At 72.4% G+C, this 18729-nt stretch carries 14 protein-coding genes; 7 read left to right on the top strand and 7 right to left on the bottom strand.

The features are described 5' to 3' along the window. Positions 1-112: 112 nt before the first annotated feature. A complete protein-coding gene (locus ACFYOY_RS32485; RefSeq protein ID WP_388591071.1) occupies positions 113-1420 on the top strand; it encodes an ROK family protein in 1308 nt (435 codons plus the stop codon). A gap of 220 nt (positions 1421-1640) precedes the next feature. On the opposite strand, the gene ACFYOY_RS32480 is transcribed toward ACFYOY_RS32485, so the two are convergent. The 3 genes from ACFYOY_RS32480 to ACFYOY_RS32470 all read right to left on the bottom strand — a co-directional run bounded on the left by ACFYOY_RS32480 (position 1641) and on the right by ACFYOY_RS32470 (position 5701). After that, entirely contained in the window at positions 1641-2693 is a 1053-nt protein-coding gene (locus ACFYOY_RS32480; RefSeq protein WP_351892257.1) for a LacI family DNA-binding transcriptional regulator, read from the bottom strand. A gap of 83 nt (positions 2694-2776) precedes the next feature. Beyond that, positions 2777-4525 carry a discoidin domain-containing protein gene (locus tag ACFYOY_RS32475; protein WP_351892251.1) on the bottom strand — a complete coding sequence of 583 codons (1749 nt, stop codon included), beginning with the start codon at positions 4523-4525 and terminating at the stop codon, positions 2777-2779. An 84-nt stretch (positions 4526-4609) separates the two neighbouring features. Continuing rightward, on the bottom strand, positions 4610-5701 hold the full coding sequence (locus ACFYOY_RS32470) for a DUF1996 domain-containing protein (protein WP_388591068.1): 1092 nt from the start codon (positions 5699-5701) through the stop codon (positions 4610-4612). A 441-nt stretch (positions 5702-6142) separates the two neighbouring features. On the opposite strand from ACFYOY_RS32470, the gene ACFYOY_RS32465 reads away from it, so the two are divergent. Both ACFYOY_RS32465 and aroQ read left to right on the top strand, forming a co-directional pair. Further along, entirely contained in the window at positions 6143-7948 is a 1806-nt protein-coding gene (locus ACFYOY_RS32465; RefSeq protein WP_351892239.1) for a coagulation factor 5/8 type domain-containing protein, read from the top strand. 77 nt (positions 7949-8025) lie between these two features. Continuing rightward, positions 8026-8499: a type II 3-dehydroquinate dehydratase gene (aroQ, locus tag ACFYOY_RS32460; protein WP_078639016.1), complete on the top strand. Its 474-nt coding sequence runs from the start codon at positions 8026-8028 to the stop codon at positions 8497-8499. A gap of 156 nt (positions 8500-8655) precedes the next feature. Here aroQ and ACFYOY_RS32455 read toward each other — a convergent pair whose 3' ends face one another. Beyond that, positions 8656-9441: a DeoR/GlpR family DNA-binding transcription regulator gene (locus tag ACFYOY_RS32455; RefSeq protein WP_059144674.1), complete on the bottom strand. Its 786-nt coding sequence runs from the start codon at positions 9439-9441 to the stop codon at positions 8656-8658. Between the two features lie 127 nt (positions 9442-9568). On the opposite strand from ACFYOY_RS32455, the gene ACFYOY_RS32450 reads away from it, so the two are divergent. The 4 genes from ACFYOY_RS32450 (at position 9569) to ACFYOY_RS32435 (ending at position 12841) form a co-directional block, all read left to right on the top strand. Continuing rightward, positions 9569-10462, top strand: coding sequence for an SIS domain-containing protein (locus ACFYOY_RS32450; protein ID WP_351892226.1), 894 nt, complete (start codon positions 9569-9571; stop codon positions 10460-10462). 61 nt (positions 10463-10523) lie between these two features. Next, a complete protein-coding gene (locus tag ACFYOY_RS32445) occupies positions 10524-11363 on the top strand; it encodes a class II fructose-bisphosphate aldolase (protein ID WP_059144588.1) in 840 nt (279 codons plus the stop codon). 167 nt (positions 11364-11530) lie between these two features. Beyond that, on the top strand, positions 11531-12232 hold the full coding sequence (locus ACFYOY_RS32440; RefSeq protein WP_388591065.1) for a glycoside hydrolase family 75 protein: 702 nt from the start codon (positions 11531-11533) through the stop codon (positions 12230-12232). Positions 12233-12406: 174 nt separating this feature from the next. Beyond that, entirely contained in the window at positions 12407-12841 is a 435-nt protein-coding gene (locus ACFYOY_RS32435) for an STAS domain-containing protein (protein ID WP_351892210.1), read from the top strand. On the opposite strand, the gene ACFYOY_RS32430 is transcribed toward ACFYOY_RS32435, so the two are convergent. From ACFYOY_RS32430 to ACFYOY_RS32420, 3 genes are all read right to left on the bottom strand, one after another. Then, positions 12740-13741: a sigma-70 family RNA polymerase sigma factor gene (locus ACFYOY_RS32430; RefSeq protein WP_351892204.1), complete on the bottom strand. Its 1002-nt coding sequence runs from the start codon at positions 13739-13741 to the stop codon at positions 12740-12742. The genes ACFYOY_RS32435 and ACFYOY_RS32430 overlap by 102 nt on opposite strands. A 110-nt stretch (positions 13742-13851) precedes the next feature. Continuing rightward, entirely contained in the window at positions 13852-14085 is a 234-nt protein-coding gene (locus ACFYOY_RS32425; RefSeq protein WP_351892200.1) for a DUF6296 family protein, read from the bottom strand. A 92-nt stretch (positions 14086-14177) separates the two neighbouring features. Further along, on the bottom strand, positions 14178-18686 hold the full coding sequence (locus ACFYOY_RS32420) for an HAD-IC family P-type ATPase (protein WP_388591062.1): 4509 nt from the start codon (positions 18684-18686) through the stop codon (positions 14178-14180). Positions 18687-18729 lie beyond the last annotated feature (43 nt).

Raw genomic sequence — 18729 nt, 5'->3', positions numbered from 1 at the left:
CGAAGCCGCTCACGGCTTAATTTAGGACGTGAGTTAAACCTCAAGAGAAGGTCGCGTCAAGAGATCCGGCGGAGGTATCTTGCGGCGCGGAGCCGGGACTTGAGGAGGCCAGGTGGCAGCGCACAACGGGCGTAACGTTCGTGACCTGCGGCGGGAGAACCGCGCCGCCGTGCTGCGTCGGTTGTATTTCGACGGGCCGATGAGCCGCTTCTCGCTGGCCCCCGCGACCGGGCTGAGTTCAGGTTCCATCAGCAATGTGGTCGCCGAACTGCTCACCGAGGAGCTGGTGGAGGAGGCCGGAAGCATCGACTCCGACGGCGGCCGCCCTCGCACCCTGCTGCGGATCACGCCGCACAGCGGCCACATGATCGGGGTGGATGTCGGCGAGACCCGGGTCCGCGTCGAGCTGTTCGATCTCTCGCTGGCCGAACGAGCCCGCGCCGACCGGCCGTTGCCCACCCGCGGCGCCGGGCGCCGGGTGCGCTACGACAGCGAACTGATCGCGGGCCACATCCGCGACGGCATCGCGGAGGTCCTGGAGGCGGCCGGGCGCGACCCCGCCCGGCTCCTCGGCGTCGGCATCGGAGTCCCCGGCATCGTCGAACACTCCGGGGAGGACGGAGCGGTGGTGCACGGCCAGCCGATCGGCTGGGAGGCGGTGCCGCTGGAGCGGATGCTGCGCGGATCGGGCCATCTTCCCGACGAGGTCCCGTACTTCATCGAGAACGGCGCCAAGACGCTGGGGCAGGCCGAGATGTGGTTCGGCGCCGGGCGCGGTGCGCGCAACGCAGTGGTCGTGCTCTTCGGATCGGGCGTCGGCGCCTGCGTCGTCACCGACGACGTCGAGCACGGCCGGGCGGTGGAGTGGGGCCATCTCACCGTGCGGGTGCGGGGCCGCCGGTGCCGCTGCGGGGCGCTGGGCTGTCTGGAGGCGTACGCGGGCGCGGAGGCGCTGCTGGAACGCTGGCAGGAGGCGGGCGGGCAGCCGCCACCCGACACCGACGAGGAGACCGCCCTGACGGCGATGCTGGCCGCCGCCTACCCCGCGGACGGTGGCGCCCCGGACCCGGTGGCGGCCGCCGTCCTCGCCGAGACCGCGGAGTACCTGGGCGCCGGGCTGTCCGACCTGATCAACCTCTTCCAGCCCGAGCGCATCCTCGTCGGCGGCTGGGCCGGTCTCCAGCTCGGCGCGCGTTTCCTGGATTCGGTGCGCGGCCACGCGGTGTCCTACGCGCTGCCGTACCCGTCCGGGCGGGTCGGCATCGACTTGGGCGCGCTGGGGCCGGACGCGGTGACGGTCGGCGCCGCGATCCTCCCCCTCGCCGCGTTCTTCGCCCGCGGTGGGCGCCGTCTGCCGCCCACTCCCTCGCCGGAGCCGTCCCCCGCGTGGCGCGCCACTCTGGGCTCTCGGCTGGCGTAGGGGCTACGTGTGCGTCCGGGCGGGGGCTACGGGCACGTCCGGGCGCGGGGGCTACGTGTGCGTCCGGGCGCAGGGGCCACGCGCACGTCCCGCGCAGGGCTACGGACACGTCCGGGCGCAGGGCTACGCACACGTCCGGGCGCAGGGGCCACGCGCACGTCCCGCGCAGGGCTACGCACACGTACGGGCGCAGGGCTACGCACACGTACGGGCGCAGGGGCTACGCCGACTCCCGTACCACCAGCTCCGGTTCGAAGAGGACCGCGGCCGGCTCGGTGCGCAGGCCCCGGACATGCTCGTCGAGCAGCCGGGCCATCGCCGCCGCCATGTCCTCCACCGGCTGGCGCACCGAGGTCAGCGGCGGCCGGCAGGTGGCGGCCACGCTGGAGTCGTCGAAGCCGACGACCGCGACATCGTCGGGCACGCGCCGGCCGCGCTCCCTCAGCACCTGGCAGACCCCCTGGGCCATCAGGTCGTTGGCGGCGAACACCCCCTCCACGTCGGGGTGGTCGGCCAGCAGCCCGGTCATCGCCGCCACCCCGCTGTCCAGCGTGAAGCCCCCCTCGGCCACCGGCACATACGGATGTCCGCCGCGGGCCATGGTGTCGCGGAACCCGGCGAGCCGCTCCTGGCTCGCCGCCACGGCCCACGGCCCCGACACGGTGGCCACCTTCCGGCATCCCCGGGCCAGCAGACGCTCGGCCGCGAGGCGGCCACCGTCCCAGTGCGCCAGGTCGACGTGGCTCAGCGCGACCGGCCGCACGGGCCGGGCGAAGAGCACGGCGGGCAGTCCGGCCTCGGCCAGCAGCGCGGGCAGCGGATCGTCGGGGTGGGTGGACACCACGAGCGCCCCGTCCGCGTTTCCCTGTCGCAGATACCTCAGCACCTCCTGCCTTGCCTCGGGGGACTCGGCGAACATCAGCACCGGGTGCGTCGAGCGCGGCCGCAGGAACCCCACCACCCCGCCGACCACCCGGCCGAAGAACGGATCGGCGAACACCCGAGCGGCGAAGGCGTTCTGCTCCTCCTCCGAGGTGTCCCCGGTCCCGTCCCCGGCCCCGGAGACGACGAGCGCCACGGTGCCGGTGCGCCGGGTCACCAGCGATCTGGCCGCCCGGTTGGGCGCATAGCCGGTGCGCTCGATCGCGACGCGGACCAGGTCCTGGATGGCCGGATCCACGTTGCGGACGCCATTGACGACCCGGGACACCGTCGCCCGGGAGACACCGGCCTCCCGGGCGACATCCTCCAAGGTCGGGGCGTGTCGGTTCATGTCCGCACCCTAGTGGCAGCGCGCCCCGAGGGCATAGAGCGCTCTCCCGCCACCGCCGGGGACGCGTCACCACCGGCCATGGATCAGTGGTAGACGCCGAACTCGTAGAGCGAGTAACCGTAGCCGGTGCCGCGCGCCGTGCCATGGACGCGGACGTAGCGGCCGGTGCCGGAGACGTCGAAGTCGTCCACACCGCCGTTGCCGTCGGTCACCTCACGGATGGTGCGCCAGCTCTGGCCGTCGTCGGAGGTCTGGAGGGTGTAGGCCTTGGCGTAGGCGGTCTCCCAGACCAGCTGGACATGGGTGAGGGGGGTGGATGTGCCGAGGTCCACCTGGAGCCACTGCGGATCGCTCCAGTCGGCCGCCCAGCGGGTGTCCGTCTTGCCGTCCACGGCGTTGGCGGGGGTGCAAGGACAGTCGCCGCCGCCCGTCTGGTACGAGGAGGCGGTGGCCGGCTTGCCAAGCGCCACATTGGTGCCGTTCACGGCGGGCGGGACGACCCGTACGGAACGGGTCTCGATGCCCACGTTGCCCTTGCCGTCGGTGGCCTTGACGTAGATCTTCCACACGCCGGGGCGGTCCGGCGCGGTGACCCTCAGCCGGCCGCCGCCGAGGTCGGTGGCGGGCAGCGGGACAAGCTTCTTGTCCTTGTCGAGGTACATGCTGCTGCCCAGCACCTGATAGGAGAGCGCGTCGCCGTCGGGGTCGGTGGCCTTGGCCGTGAGCGTCAGATCGCGGCCCGCCTCCACCTTGGCGGGGTCGCCGTCCACGGCTAGTGAGGAGATGACCGGCGGGGTGTTGTCATGCGAGGTGTCCGCGCCGTACGCCTTCTTCACCGCGTAGTACGACAACCGCTTCTGGCCGGCGGGCAGCAGGTTGAACCAGACGCCGCCGAAGTCGTCCTCGGTGCCGTAGTGGAACATCGTGGCACCGAGCGCGACGCCCTGGTGGCCGGTGACGCAGTTCCACGCCTTGGTGTAGCCCGCGGCCTTGGCCTGGTCGGTGGGCTCCTCCGGCACACCGTTGGCGTCGTCGGGGACCTCCCACTCCCCCGCGGGGCCGGTCTCGGTGACGATGTACGGCTTGGTGTAACCGCCCTGTTCCCAGGTGGCCTTGATGTCGCAGACGGCGTTGTAGGAGTTGACGGCGTACAGGTCCAGGTCGGGGGCGTTCCTCTGGTAGTACGGCCAGGCGCCGGTCCATGCGTCGGTGGAGGTGACCGGGTGGTCGGGGTCGACACCATGGATCTTCTTGGCGATGTCGTTGACGAACGTGGTGTAGGCGTCGCGCTGCCGCTCCAGCTCGTCGCCGCTGTAGCAGTTCTGCAGCCCGAGCACCGACTCGTTGCCGACGTTCCACATCAGCACGCCCGGGTGGTCCTTGTACGTGGCGACCCACTTGGGGAACTCGGCGAGCATCTGGTCCTTGTAGGCGGTGTCCGTCAGGTAGTTCACACAGCCGCCGCTGCCCGGGCCGCCACCGGGCTGCAGCCAGAAACCGGCGATCACCTTGATGCCGTGGGCGGCCGCGGCGTCGAAGAGGGGTTTGCTGGTGGCGTCGGTGCCCCAGGTGCGGAGGGTGTTGACGCCCATCGACCGCAGATCGGGCAGATAGCGATCGGCGTCCGCGATGGCGGGGCCCCAGGTCAGGCCCTTGATCTGATACGGCTGGCCGTCCACGGTCAGCCGCCAGTCGCCCTGGGTGCCGGTGACCTTGACGACGCTTCCGGCGGCGCGTGCCGGCTGACCGGGCAGCGCGAGGGCGCCGGCGGCCAGCAGACCGGCGGTGAGGGGCGCCGCGATACGGCGTGGAGCGGTACGGGTCCGGGTCATGGTGGTGTCTTTCGGTGTGTCGGGGGGAAGTGGAGTGCGGCGGCCCGGCCGCGGTGGTGTCCGCACCGGCGGCCGGGCCGTGGTTCACGGCAGCTCGTAGTTCTCGTCCAGGGCCGCTCCGGCCTCGGGGTGGGTCTGGTCGTAGCCGCGGGCGTCGCACTGCAGCGCCCCGACGACGCAGTGCTCGACGAGCGCCTTCAGCGTGGGCGCGTCCCAGGCGTTGAAGAAGTCGTAGTGGAACGACCAGCTCGGGCCGCTGGCCAGCCTCGCGTGCGAGAGGTCACCGTTGACCGGGAAGGCCATCTTGAACTCGACCATCGGCAGCGCCACCGGGTGGTCGGCCGGGCACACGTTGTTGTTCGTCCCGGGGTTCACCACGGGGTAGGCCATATGGCTGCGGTGGTCGGGCGTGTCCAGGTACTTGCCGTCCCAGCAACTGGGCGCCTGGAAACGGATGTTGAGCTGGACGTCGGGCCGGCTCGGGCAGTCCTTGGGGAACTCGACGTTGAAGAAGCTGTCGCCGCACTCCCAGCCCTCCACGAAGCCGGGGTGGTGGCGGAACTCCTCGGCGGTCTGCATCGGGTCGCCCACCACGAAACGCAGCCCCTTGGGGAACGGCCGCACACTGGTGTAGTCGGTGACGCCCGCCTTGTAGTAGATGGTCTGCGGGCCGATGGGCAGCACCGGCCGGTCGGCGTTGAACAGGGTGGGCATCCAGTAACCCGACTTGTCCCCCGGCGCCTTGCAGGTGGGCCGGCCGGCGTCGAGGGAGGCCGTGGTACTGGCCGCGTCGGTCGTGGTGTTGCCCATGAAGGTGTGGTCATGGGACGCGCCCGGCTGCTGCGGGTACACGATGGGGTCGTCCGGCCTGGTGTGGCTCACCGAGCAGTTGGCCTGGAACTCGTGGAAGTAGCGGTGCGGCGGCTCCTTCGTGGACGGTGTGACGCCGGTGACCGGCGGGTTCGCCGGAATGTAGCCGTCGCCGTCCGGGTCCTCGGGCGAGGAGGACGACGGCGCCGCCATGACGTGCCCCGCGTGGGCGGCCGCGACGCCGCCGCCCACGGGATTGGCCGCGGGCGCTTCGGCGCTCATCGCGATACCACCGAGCCCGAGCGAGGTCAGCAGTAACGCGCCTGCGATCAGGGTTCCTGAAACGATCTTCGATCTCCGTGCCATGGAGACTCCTGCCACGTGGAGAGAGGGTGAAGGTGGCCAGGCGGCCGTACACGACGAGGACTCGCGGCGCCGTGGGTACGGGCCGGGCCGCCCGTATGACGGGCCGTCACAGGCCCGCGACAATAGTGGGAGAGCGCTCTCCAAGACGGGAGTGTCCGGGCGGGGACGCAAAGGTGTCAAGGCGTCGAGCGGAAAGGATCAGACGTCGGCTCCGCTTACCTCTTGAACACAACATCCATAGACACGGGCGGTCGCGAATCCGTCCCGAGTGCGCCCGAACTACCGAATTTTCCAGGCCAGTTGATGTTCAAAAGGCAACAACACCCACAGACTGCGGTCACAACTCTTGACGAGTCGTTCACATGGATGAAGCATGCGACGGCAAGAGAGCGCTCCCTCACCTCCATCCCGTTCATTTACTGAACCAGGAGAGACGCCCCCATGACGCCTTCCCCCACGCCTTCTTCCTCCGGCCGCTCCCCGGTCGGCCGCCGGGCGGTGCTCGGCGCCGCGGCCGCCGTCGCATCGGTCCCCGCCCTCGCCGGCCTGGCCACTCCCGCGTCCGCCACCCCCGCGGGCCGGAGAAAGAGCCCGCGGGCGCTGCCGGGCGGCGGCGACCTCGGCCCGAACGTCATCGTCTTCGACCCGTCCACGCCCGGCATCCAGGCCAAGCTGGACGAGGTGTTCAAGAAGCAGGAGTCGGCGCAGTTCGGCACCGGGCGCTACGCCCTGCTGTTCAAGCCCGGCTCCTACAGCGGGCTCAACGCCCAGATCGGCTTCTACACCTCCATCGCCGGACTGGGACTGTCCCCCGACGACACGACCATCAACGGCGATATCACGGTCGACGCCGGGTGGTTCAACGGCAATGCCACCCAGAACTTCTGGCGATCGGCGGAGAACCTCGCGGTCGTCCCCGTCAACGGCACCAACCGCTGGGCGGTGGCGCAGGCCGCGCCCTTCCGGCGGATGCACGTCCGCGGCGGGCTCAACCTCTCCCCCGACGGCTACGGCTGGGCGAGCGGCGGCTACATCGCGGACAGCCGCATCGACGGCCAGGTCGGACCGTACTCCCAGCAGCAGTGGTACACCCGCGACAGCGCAATCGGCAGCTGGCTCAACGGCGTGTGGAACATGGTGTTCTCCGGTGTGGAGGGCGCGCCCGGGCAGAGCTTCCCGAACCCGCCGTACACCACGCTCGACACCACCCCCGTCTCCCGGGAGAAGCCGTTCCTGTACCTCGACGGCAGCGAGTACCGGGTCTTCCTGCCCGAGAAGCGGACCAACGCCCGCGGGGTCACCTGGGGCAACGGCACCCCCAGAGGCACCTCGCTGCCGCTGTCGCAGTTCTACGTGGCCAAGCCCGGCGTCTCCGCGGCCACCCTCAACGAGGCGCTCACCCAGGGGCTCCAGCTGCTGCTCACCCCGGGGATCTACCACCTCGACCAGCCGATCCAGGTGAACCGGGCGAACACCGTCGTCCTCGGGCTCGGCTACGCCACGCTCATCCCCGACAACGGCGCCACCGCGGTGAAGGTCGCCGATGTGGACGGGGTGCGGCTGGCCGGTTTCCTCATCGACGCCGGACCGGTCAACTCCGCCACCCTGCTGGAGGTCGGCCCGGCGGGAGCCTCGGCCGACCACTCCGCCAACCCCACCACCGTCCAGGACGTGTTCATCCGCATCGGTGGCGCGGGCCCCGGCAAGGCCACCACCAGCATGGTGATCAACAGCCGTCACACCATCGTCGACCACACCTGGGTCTGGCGCGCCGACCACGGTGACGGGGTCGGCTGGGAGACCAACCGCGCCGACTACGGAGTCCGGGTCAACGGCGACGACGTCCTCGCCACGGGGCTGTTCGTGGAGCACTTCAACAAGTACGACGTGCAGTGGTACGGGCAGCGGGGCCGCACCATCTTCTTCCAGAACGAGAAGGCGTACGACGCCCCGAATCAGGCGGCCATCCAGAACGGCTCCATCAAGGGCTACGCGGCCTACAAGGTGGCCGACTCGGTGACCACCCACGAGGGATGGGGGCTCGGCAGCTACTGCTACTACAACGTCGACCCGAGCATCGTGCAGCACCACGGCTTCGCCGCCCCGAACGCGTCGGGGGTGAAGTTCCACAATCTGCTGGTCGTCTCGCTCGGCGGCCAGGGCCAGTACGAACGCGTCATCAATGACACCGGATCTCCCACGTCGGGCACCTCCACCGTGCCGTCGACCGTGGTGTCATATCCCTGATCTACGATGCGTCGCGGGCCGGTGTCCCCGGTGAACCGCCCTCGATGTACCGACCGCCCAGGAAGGACCACCACGCCATGGCGACCACCCCCGTGCGCGACCGTTCCACGATCATGGTCCTGAACGGGCCGAATCTCAATCTCCTGGGCCGCCGGCAACCCGAGATCTACGGCACGGACACTCTGGCCGACATCGAGAAGCTGGTCGCCGTGACAGCCGCCCCGCACGGTCTGACGACCGACTGCCGGCAGAGCAACCACGAGGGGCAGCTGATCGACTGGGTCCATGAGGCGCGTGAGCACCACGCGGCGGTCATCATCAACCCCGCGGGCTACTCCCACACCTCCGTCGCGCTGCGCGACGCCCTGGCGACCTGCGACGGTCTGCCGATCGTGGAGGTGCACATCTCCAACATCCACCAGCGGGAGGCATTCCGGCACCACTCCTATGTCTCCGCGCTGGCCAACGGGGTGATCGCCGGATGCGGTGTCCAGGGCTACGCGTTCGCCGTCGAGCGGGTGGCCGCCCTGCTGGCCGCCGCCAAGGCGTAGACGTCCGGCGCTTCGGACCCGTCCGGCACTCCGGGCTCGTCCGGTGCGTCAGGCCCGCCCGGCACACCAGGCGCGTCCGGCGTGTCCGGCACGCCAGGCGCGTCCGGCGCGTCAGGCGCGTCAGGCGCGTCAGGCGCGTCAGGCGCGTCAGGCGCGTCAGGCCCTGATCACCTGGACACCGGCCTCGGTGTACGGAGCGACCAGCTCCGCACCGGCGCCGGTGTCCGTGATCAGCACATCGATCTCCTCCAGTGCGCAGATCCGGGCGAACGCCCGGCGGCCCAGCTTGGAACTGTCCGCCACGACCACCACCCGGGCCGCCCGGCCGGCCATGAGGTGGTTGATGCTGGCCTCCCCCTCATGGTGCGCGGTCGCGCCCTGGACCGTGTCCAGCGCGTCGACGCCGAGGATCGCCAGATCCAGCGACACCTGGCCCAGCACCCCGGTGGCCAGCGGCCCCATCAGTTCGAAGGACTGCGGACGGGCGACCCCGCCGGTGAGCACGATCTTGACCTGGGGGCGCACCGCCAGCTCACTGGCGATGTTCAGGGCGTTGGTGACGACCGTGACGGCCGGGCCGCCGCCCGGGGCGGACAGGTCGCCGCGCAGGGAGATGGCGCGGGCGACCTCGGTGGTGGTCGTCCCGCCGTTGAGACCCACGATCGAGCCCGGTTCGGCCAGGCGGGCCGCGGCCGCGGCGATCCGCTGCTTCTCCGAGGCGCGCCGGGCGGTCTTGTAACGCAGCGGAAGGTCGTACGAGAGGTTCTGCGCGACCGCGCCGCCCCGGGTACGGGTCAGCATCTGCTGCTGAGCGAGCTCATCCAGGTCGCGCCGGATGGTCGCGGCGGACACCGCCAGCTCGGCGGCCGCCTCCTCCACATCGATCCTGCCGTCCCTGGTCAGCAGATCCAGCAGGGCGTTCCAGCGCTCGGGCCGTTTCACGTCGGTCACCCTACCCCGTGCACATCGGCTCTGGACTTTCATGCGTGATACTGCGCATTATCTGCTCGCATGAAACAACTCCGCGCATGACAAGTGCTCGGGTCATCCGTGCGACGAGGGGAGTCCCATGAGCCACACCGAGGCCGAGATCGCGAGCCAGCCCGACTGCTGGCGGCGCGCCATCGCCCTGGCCCGGGATCCGGAGGGGCCCGTACCGGCGGCGCTGCCCCGGGCGGGTGAGCGGGTCGCCGTCGTCGGCTGCGGCACCTCGTGGTTCATCGCCCAGTCGTACGCGGCGCTGCGCGAGGCGGCGGGCCAGGGCGAGACCGACGCGTTCGCGGCGTCCGAGATGCCGGCCGGCCGCGCCTACGACCGGGTGGTGGCCCTGTCCCGGTCCGGGACCACCACGGAGGTGCTGGAGCTGCTCGGCGCGGTGCGCGGCCGGGTGCCCACCACCGTCATCACGGCGGTCCCCGACTCCCCGGTCGTGGGCGCCGCGGACGCCGCGGTCGTGCTCGACTTCGCCGATGAGCGGTCGGTGGTGCAGACCCGCTGGGCCACCAGCGAACTCGCCCTGCTCCGCGCCCACTTGGGCGCACCACTGGAGCACCTGGAGGCGGACGGCGAGGCGGCGCTCGCCGAGCCGCTGCCCGGGGCGCTCGTGGACGCCGGGCAGTTCACCTTCCTCGGGCGGGGCTGGACCTACGGGGTCGCCCAGGAGGCCGCGCTCAAGATGCGGGAGGCGGCGGGGGCGTGGACCGAGGCATATCCGGCCAAGGAGTACCGGCACGGCCCCATCAGCGTGACCGGCCCGCGGAGCGTGGTGTGGTGGCTGGGCGAGGGGGCATCGGATGTGGCGGACCAGGAGATCACCCGCACCGGCGGCCGGGTCGCCGGCTTCGGCCGCGACCCGCTGGCCGAACTGGTGGTGGTACAGCGGCTCGCGGTCGCGATCGCGGCGACGCGCGGGCTCGACCCCGACGAGCCGCGCCATCTCACCCGCTCGGTGATCCTCGGCTGAGCCGGGACCGACGAAGCACGCGAACTGAACGAACATGGAAACGGGCGGAAGGAGCCGGTAGATGCCGCTGGTGGCCACCGGGGAGATCGTCGGGACGGCCGCACGCGCCGGGCTCGGCGCGGGCGCGTTCAATGTCATCCAGATCGAGCACGCCCAGGCGATCGTGGCCGGGGCGGAGGCGGCGGGCGCGCCGGTGATCCTGCAGATCAGCGAGAACGCGGTGCGGTATCACGGCGCCCTGGCCGCGATCGGCCGGGCGACCGTGGAGGTGGCCCGCGCGGCCCGGGTGCCGGTGGCCGTGCATCTGGACCACGCCACCGGGCCGGAGCTGGTGCGGGAGGCGGTGGACCTCGGCTTCGGCTCGGTGATGTTCGACGCCTCGGCCCTGGAGTACGACGGCAATGTGGCGGCCACCGCCGAGGTGGCGGCCGATTGCCATGCCCACGGGGTGTGGGTGGAGGCCGAGTTGGGCGAGGTGGGCGGCAAGGACGGCGTCCACGCACCGGGCGCCAGGACCGATCCGGCCGAGGCCGCCGCCTATGTGGCGGCGACGGGTGTGGACGCGCTCGCGGTCGCGGTGGGCACCTCGCACGCCATGGTGGTCAAAGCCGCGGTGGTGGATCTGCCGCTGGTCGCGGCGCTGCGCGCGGCCGTGCCCGTACCGCTGGTGCTGCACGGCTCCTCCGGGGTGCCCGAGGCGGATCTGACCCGGGCCGTGGAGGCGGGGCTGACGAAGGTGAACATCGCCACCCATCTGAACGTGGCCTTCACCCGGGCGATCCGCGACCATCTCGCCGGCCACCCCGAGGTGGTCGACCCGCGCCGGTATGTGGCGGCCGCGCGTGACGCGGTGGCACGCGAGGTGACCCGGCTGCTGAAGCTGGTGCGGGCCACGCACTGAGAGCGCCTGCCGGAAGGCGTTCTGCGCATGCCGGAAGCTGTTCTGAACGCGCTTGATTCACGCGATATCACGCAACGGCTTCCGTGGACGGGTGTATTGACATGAGCTTATCAACTCGCCAGGATGCCCGACGAGGTTAGGAAAGGTTCCTAACAAAGGGGTGTCCTATGCGCAAGCGTTTCGCTTTCGTACTCGCCGCGGCCGGACTGCTGGCCGGCTCCGTCACCGCCGGCGCCAATGCCACCACCCGGGGCCCCGCACCGGCCCCCGCGTCCACCAAGGAGGGCACGGTCACCGCCGCGCAGCTGCTCGCCAAGGTGCAGGGCTGTTCACAGATATCCAGTGGCAAGTACCGCACCGACGACGAGACATCGGCCAACATCCCGGTCTGCGGTGCCAATGGGGCGGTCTTCTGGAAGGCCGACATGGACATCGACTGCGACGGCCAGGTGACCTCCCGGTGCAATGGCGACACCGACCCGTGGTTCCAGGACGACACCGCCTTCCACCAGTCGGACGGCAAGCCCCTCATCGCCGACAAGCTGCCCTATGTCGTGGTGCCGAGCCCGAGTTCCACCTGGGACTACACCAAGTCCGGCATCAAGGGCGGCGGTGTGGTCGCGGTCATCTACAACAACAAGGTGCAGTACGCGGTGGTGGGCGACACCGGGCCGACGAACATCATCGGTGAGGCGTCCTACGCCACGGCCAACGCGCTCGGCATCGACCCCGACCCGGAGACCGGCGGCGCCGAATCGGGGGTGACGTACATCGTCTTCAAGAACTCCTCCGTCTCCCCCATCGAGAACCACGACAAGGCCGTGTCGGTCGGCGACGGTCTGGCGAAGCAGTTCATCCAGAACAACTGACCCCGCCACCCCGGCGGCGAACGGACTGTGGTGCACGGCCCCTGACGGCCGTGCACCACTGTTGTGCGTGCGCGAAGCGGCGGCATCGCGGGGCGGCGGCCGGAGGGGCGCGGCCGATGACTTTTCCTCAGCCGGGCGGTCTTCACCGGTGAACACCATGACAGGAGGTGGACGTTGGCCCGTCCCGAGCCCGAGAAGCCGCCCACGCCGCCCCCGGCCCCGCCGTCCCCGGCCGTGCTGGTCCTGGGCCGGCCGGTCACCCGCGCCGAGGTGGAACGACTGTGCGAACGGCTGTCCGCGCTGGCGCGCCGGGCCGGTCCGGGCCCGGTCACCGTGGACGTGGGCGGGGTGGGCCGGCCGGACCTGGCCGTGGTCGAGGCCCTGGCCCGGCTGCGGCTGACCGCCGGCCGGCTGGGGCGCGGGATCCAGCTCCGCAACGCCTGCGGCGAACTACGGCGGCTGCTCGCCTGGACGGGGCTGGACGAGGCTCTGACGGCCCCCGCGGCGTCAGGCCACGCCCTGGGGCTCGAGCCGGGTGGGGAGGCCGAACAGCGGGAAGAGGCGCTCGGTGTCCAGGAAGGAGTTGAGCCCGGTGATCCGGCCCCCTGATATCTCGAGGACCTGAAGCGCCCAGGCCTCATGGCCGCCGCCGGCGCCGCTCGGACGGTACTGGCCGAAGGCGGGCAGGCCGTTGGCCACGGTCGGGACCAGACGTGAGCCGCGGCAGCCGATGCCATGGCCCAGCAGCCACTGGCGGATGTCCTCGTGGCCGCGCAGCCACAGCTCGTACGGCGGCATGGAGAGCGTGGCGTCCTCGTGCAGCAGGGCGGTGAGGGAGTCCAGGTCATAGCGCTCGAAGGCGTCCACATAGCGGGCCAGCAGGGCGCGCTGCTCCTCGTCCAGCGGCTTGACCGGATCGGAGTCGCTGATCTCGCTCGCGGCGAGGGTGGCCCGGGCGCGCTGCAACGCGCTGTTGACGGACGCGACGGTGGTGCCCAGCAGCTCGGCGACCTCGCTCGCCTTCCACGCCAGCACCTCGCGCAGGATCAGCACCGCCCGCTGGCGGGGCGCCAGATGCTGCAGCGCGGCGATGAACGCGAGCCGCACCGCGTCCCGCTGGGCCGCCACCTCGGCGGGGTCTCCCCCGTCCGGCAGCACCTGGCCGTCCGGGACCGGTCCGATCCAGGTGGCCTCCGGCTGCTCGGCGAGTGCGGCCGGGAACGGGGTGGCCGCGGAGGTCAGATCCATGGGCCGGGCCCGGCGCTTGCTCCCATTGAGCATGTCCAGGCAGACATTGGTGGCGATGCGGTAGAGCCAGGACCGCAGCGCGGAGCGGCCCTCGAAGCGGTCCAGGCCCCGCCAGGCGCGCACCATGGTCTCCTGGACGGCGTCCTCGGCCTCGAAGGCAGAGCCCAGCATCCGATAGCAGTAACCGGTCAGCTGCGTGCGGTACGGCTCCAGCTGGAGCTCGACACCGGTCGCGCCGTCCACCGCCGCCACATCACTCATCGCCGCACCTCATCGCTCCTCGGACTCCCATGGGGCAAACGTAGCGGGCACCACTGACAACGGCGCCGACCTGCGGAGACGACAGACGCATCGGGCACCGGACGGGTGATTCAGGCCACCGGGCGGGCGCTGACCGCGGCGGCGTGCACCTGATGGCCGCCGCTGGCGATCATCCGCACCTCGTCACGGTCGCTGATCTCCGCCCGCACGATGCCGGTGTCGTCCGCGTACACGGGGTGCCCGCCCGGCCCACTGCTGTCCGTACGGTGCACCACCACGACGTCCTCGGTGCCCGGGACGGTCGCATTCACAAAGATCAGCTCATACCTCTCTCGGCTGCGCATCACACCCTCCTCAGCACCGACCCTCCCCCGCTATCTCAAACCGGGACATTCAACACTATCGCTCGGTCCGGGTGGCGCAAGAGGTTCGGTGGTCACCGCGATGCGGCGGTCACCTCCGCCCCGTCGGCGGCGTCCGCGCCCTCGGCCACACCCTCCGCTTGATCCGCTTCAAGGGGCGTTGTCTCCAGCCGCAGCAGCGGCGCCAGGATGGGGCCGAAGAGGGTGGCCGCGGTGATGGACCCCAGGGTGATGGCCCAGGCGACCGGGCCGAGCGGGGTGCAGTCGAAGAACTGGCTGACGCCCGGGGTCTGGATGATGGCGGCGAGCACCGCGGCGGAGCCCAGGCCGGCGACCAGGACGTGCCGGTCCAGGCCGCCCGTGGTCAGGGTCTGCGCCAGCTGGGTGCCGACCAGGGCGGCGAGCGCCACCGTGCCGGCCCGGCGGCTTCTGCCGGTGACCCGGGCGCCGGTCCACGCCAGTCCGGCCCCGACGGCCGTGATGACGCCCCGCAGCAGCATCTCCTTGGTCAGCGCCGCGCCCAGGGACCGGCTCGGGCCCTCCTTGAGCAGCCGTTCGCCGGTGTGCCCGGTCGGCTCGCGCACCGCGATGGCGAGCGCGGGCGCGAGGTCGGTCAGCAGGTTGACCAGCATGATCTGACGGGCGCTCAGGGGTGTGGTGCCGGTCAGGGCGGAGGTGGCCACGCTGAAGGTGACCTCGCCGAAGTTGCCGCCGATGAGGATGGCGAGGGCCGCCCGCACCGAGGCCCACATGGCGCGCCCCTCCATCAGGGCGGAGACGATCGTCTCCAGGCGGTCGTCGGTGACGACCAGGTCCGCCGCGGCGGTCGCGGCCGGGGTGCCGCGCCGCCCCAGGGCGATCCCGACGTCCGCGAGCCGGATCGCGGGGGCGTCGTTGGCGCCGTCCCCGGTCATCGCCACCACCCGGCCGAGGCGCTGATACGCCTGGACGATGCGGACCTTGTGGTGCGGGCTGCACCGGGCGATCACGTCCACCGTCGGCAGCAGCTCGTCCAGCTCCGCGTCGTCCATCTCGTCCAGCTCCGGACCGGTGCACACCTTCGGCTCGGGGAGGTCCATGATGGGGGCCGCGATGGCGTCCGCGGTGGCGGGGTGGTCGCCGGTGAGCATCATGGTCTGCACACCCGACTCGCGCAGCGCCGCCAGGGCGGGGGCGGCGCTGGTGCGCACGGGGTCGGCGATGGCGATGAAGCCGAGGAAGTCCAGGTCCCGTACGGCCTCGTCGGACAGCTCCTCACCCTCCCGCATCCGCCGCTCGGCCACCGCCAGCACCCGGCGCCCGGCGCCGGCCAGCTCCTCCGCGGTCTCGCCCAGCTTCCTGATGCCCTCCGCGTCCAGTTCGGTGGCCTGGCCGGTGCCCGAGGTGCGCCGCCGGGCGACGCGGTCCAGGACGCCCTCGGGCGCGCCCTTGACGCTGAGCAGCGGACCGTGCACGGTGCGCCCGGTGGTGGCGTGGTAGGCGCGGGAGGGTTCGAAGGGCAGCGCGTCGGTACGGCGCCAGCGGGGCGCTCCGCGCCGCACCCCGACCCCGGCCCGGCGCGCCCCGACGCTCACCGCGCGGTCGGTCTGGTGCGCCATGGGCTCGGCCTGGCGGGCCGGCGGGGTCGCGCGCAGGGCGGCGGCGAGCACCGCCTTACGGGGCGCGTCGAGCCGGTCGGCGGGGAGCGCGCCACCGCTGTCGCTGACGGCCGCGAGCTGGAGGTTGCCCTCGGTGAGCGTTCCGGTCTTGTCGAAGCACAGCACGTCGGCGCGGCCGAGCGCCTCGATGGTGCGGGGGTTGCGGACCAGGGCACCGAGGTCGGCCAGCCGGCGGGCGGCGGCCAGCTGGGCCGCGTTGACCAGGAACGGAAGCCCTTCGGGGACGGACGCGACGGCGAGGTTCACGGCGGAGGCGAGGTTCTCGGTGATCGGGAGGCCGTGCAGCAGTCCGGCACCGGCGACCGCGGCGGCGGACCCGAGCGCGATGGGCACGCTGGACCGGGTGAGCGAGGTCAGCCGCGCCTCGACACCGGTGACGGGGGCGGCCTGGCGGGCGGTGGCCAGGCTCCGGCCGACCTCGGTTGCCGGTCCGGTGGCCACGACGACGGCCACGGCGCGCCCCGCGGAGACGGTGGTGCCCTCGTAGAGCATCGACCGGCGCTGGGTGATGTGCGCGCCGACGACCGGCGCCGGATCCTTGCTCACGGGGAGCGATTCGCCGGTCAGCGAGGACTCGTCGACCTCGAGCCCCTCGCCCTCCAGCAGCCGGCAGTCGGCGGGCACCACGTCCTCGGGGCCCAGCATGACGATGTCGCCGGGGACGAGATCCCCGGCGGTCACGAGCCGTTCCGTACCGCCCCGGCGGACCCGGGCGCCGATCGCCGACCGGGCGAACAGCTCGGACAGCGCCCGCTCGGTCCTGACCCGCTGGAATCCGCCGACGAGGGCGGAGATGCCGGTGATGGCGGCCACCAGCGCGGCGTCGGTGCGCGAGCCCACGGCGGCGGCCAGGGCGGCCCCGGCGGCGAGGACCGGGGTCAGGGGGTTGGCCAGCTCCTCGACGAACGCGGCGGGCAGCGTGGTGCGGGTGGGCTCGCCGCGGCGCGGCCCCAGCGCGATGCGGGCGGTCGCCTCCTCCGGCGTGAGGCCGTCGTGGTCGGCCTCCAGGCGCTCCAGCACCCGGGGAACGGGCATCAGATGCCAGGGGGTGGTGGTCACTGGCGGGTCCATGGGGCGGGCGAGGAGCTGGCGCGCCCGCCAGTGGCCCAGGGCGAAGGCCAGGGTCCCCGCGGTGGTGCCCGCCGCCGCGGCGCGGGCGGTGGCCTGGTCCGGGGCCGCCTGGAGGGCGGCCACCGCGCCGACGGCGCTGCCGCCGGCCGACAGCAGGGCGCTCTCCCGGTCGACTCGCGCGGCCACGCCCACGGCGTCCACGATGAGCCCGGCCGACTCCAGGTCGGCGCCGACGAGCAGATGGGCACCCCAGGCCGGGGGCTCGCCGTCGCGGTGCACGCCGACGCCGCAGTCGGCGGCTCCCAGGGCCCGGCGGTTGCCGGAGAGCAGCAGCACCACGGCACCGTCGGCCTGCAGGGAGCGTACGGAGGCCACGAGGCGGCGGCCGGAGGGCAGCACGGCGTCGGCGAAGGTGAAGCCCGTGGGATGGGGCCGGTCGGTGGCCAGGACGATGCGCGATCCCGCCCGGCGGGCGGCGGCCGCCACGGCCTCGGCGCCCGGCACGGTCTGCGGAGCGAGGCCCACCACCGCCTGGAGCCTGTGCCCCCGGGCCAGGCCGAGCACCCGCTCGCTGCCCCTGCGGCGGAGCCGCGCCGCGGTCTGCTGGCCGGTGCGGCCCGTCAGCTCCAGCCGGTCCAGGGAGCCGAGCACCCATCCGTTGTCGTGGCGGGTCTCCAGGGGCTCATCGGGCTCGAAGAGGTCGAAGAGCCGCTCGGCGGTCCGCTCGGGGTCGGCGCCGCCGAGGAGTTCCAGGTCGATGGGCTCGTAGCGGTCGCCGCGCAGCGCCGCCTCGTCCAGCACCACGGTGTCGACCCGGCCCAGCCGCCGCAGACTGCTGCGGTCCATGGCGAGAACGCCGCGCAGGGCGAGAAACTGGCCGAGGCTGGTCGCGAACCCCTCCCGGCCGGCCCCCGGCGCCTTGGGCACGGACGAGAACGCGACCGCGAATCCGCGGCGCGGACCGGCGAACGGGGCCGCGAGGACACCGGCCGCGGCCCCGGCGGCCATGGAGCGCTCCGCGAAGCGCTCCACGGTGTCCTGAGGGGGCTTTCCGGGCCGCTCGACCACGATCGGCTCGGCCACCACGTCCTGGGGTCCGTGCACCAGTTGTGGCTCCATCGCCGCCCAGGCCCGGCCCTCCGCCTCCGCCTCCCGCCACAGGGCCATCCGCTCGATGAGGTCGAGCGCGAGCCCTCCGCCCCGGGTGGCCACGCCCTGGGTCAGCGCGGTCAGCACCGGCAGTGCCGCCTCGGTGGGCTGCCCTCGGGTGATGGCCAGGGCCAGCCGCCGCAGGCGGGGGTGGTTCTGGATGATGGACAGGGTCGCGGCCGCCTCGGTGGGCAGTTTGAGCCACGGGGTGAGGCGCAGGGCGGTGGCCACGCTCAGCCCCACGACGTCCGCCGCCACGACGGCCAGCGACTGGGCCTCCTTCCCGCCGCCGGAGGGATGGCGCGGCTCCGGGGCCCACTCGTCGAACTCCTCGGCGGGCGCGACGGGCTGCTGGACCTCCGCGCGCTCGATCCGTGCGATCAGGTCCTGGTCGGACGGGGGCGGCTTGCCCACGGCCACCACGACCCGCTCGGAGGGCGCGTTGACCCGTGCCCACTGCACCCGCGGATGCTCCTCGAGGGCCCGTTCCACCCGGCGGGCCACCTGCTCGCCTCCGATGCCGTGCACCCCGCGGACCTCGATGTAGTACCGCCCCGGGTAGGACCAGATCCCGCGCTGGGAGGGCCGGACCAGTCGCCCGACGGCTCCGGCGGCATCCCGCACACCCGCGGCCACACCGGCCTTGATGGGCGCGAGGAGCTGCAGGGGCGGCAGGGGCAGGTTCAGCGGTGACAGCGGTGACATCGAGGGAACCTCCGCTCTCCGGGCGGCCTGCCCGGTTCATCCC

It is taken from the genome of Streptomyces sp. NPDC007875, from assembly GCF_042868035.1.
Taxonomy (GTDB): domain Bacteria; phylum Actinomycetota; class Actinomycetes; order Streptomycetales; family Streptomycetaceae; genus Streptomyces; species Streptomyces antimycoticus.
The sequence above is the reverse complement of the archived record's forward strand: the minus strand, read 5'-3'. Positions and strand labels throughout refer to the sequence as shown.

Excerpts from the sequence above, each read along its gene's own strand:
- ACFYOY_RS32480 (WP_351892257.1), bottom strand. The coding sequence starts at position 2,693 with ATGAACCGACACGCCCCGACCTTGGAGGATGTCGCCCGGGAGGCCGGT.
- ACFYOY_RS32475 (WP_351892251.1), bottom strand. The coding sequence starts at position 4,525 with ATGACCCGGACCCGTACCGCTCCACGCCGTATCGCGGCGCCCCTCACC.
- ACFYOY_RS32470 (WP_388591068.1), bottom strand. The coding sequence starts at position 5,701 with ATGGCACGGAGATCGAAGATCGTTTCAGGAACCCTGATCGCAGGCGCG.
- ACFYOY_RS32465 (WP_351892239.1), top strand. The coding sequence starts at position 6,143 with ATGACGCCTTCCCCCACGCCTTCTTCCTCCGGCCGCTCCCCGGTCGGC.
- aroQ (WP_078639016.1), top strand. The coding sequence starts at position 8,026 with ATGGCGACCACCCCCGTGCGCGACCGTTCCACGATCATGGTCCTGAAC.
- ACFYOY_RS32450 (WP_351892226.1), top strand. The coding sequence starts at position 9,569 with ATGAGCCACACCGAGGCCGAGATCGCGAGCCAGCCCGACTGCTGGCGG.
- ACFYOY_RS32445 (WP_059144588.1), top strand. The coding sequence starts at position 10,524 with ATGCCGCTGGTGGCCACCGGGGAGATCGTCGGGACGGCCGCACGCGCC.
- ACFYOY_RS32440 (WP_388591065.1), top strand. The coding sequence starts at position 11,531 with ATGCGCAAGCGTTTCGCTTTCGTACTCGCCGCGGCCGGACTGCTGGCC.
- ACFYOY_RS32430 (WP_351892204.1), bottom strand. The coding sequence starts at position 13,741 with ATGAGTGATGTGGCGGCGGTGGACGGCGCGACCGGTGTCGAGCTCCAG.
- ACFYOY_RS32425 (WP_351892200.1), bottom strand. The coding sequence starts at position 14,085 with ATGCGCAGCCGAGAGAGGTATGAGCTGATCTTTGTGAATGCGACCGTC.
- ACFYOY_RS32420 (WP_388591062.1), bottom strand. The coding sequence starts at position 18,686 with ATGTCACCGCTGTCACCGCTGAACCTGCCCCTGCCGCCCCTGCAGCTC.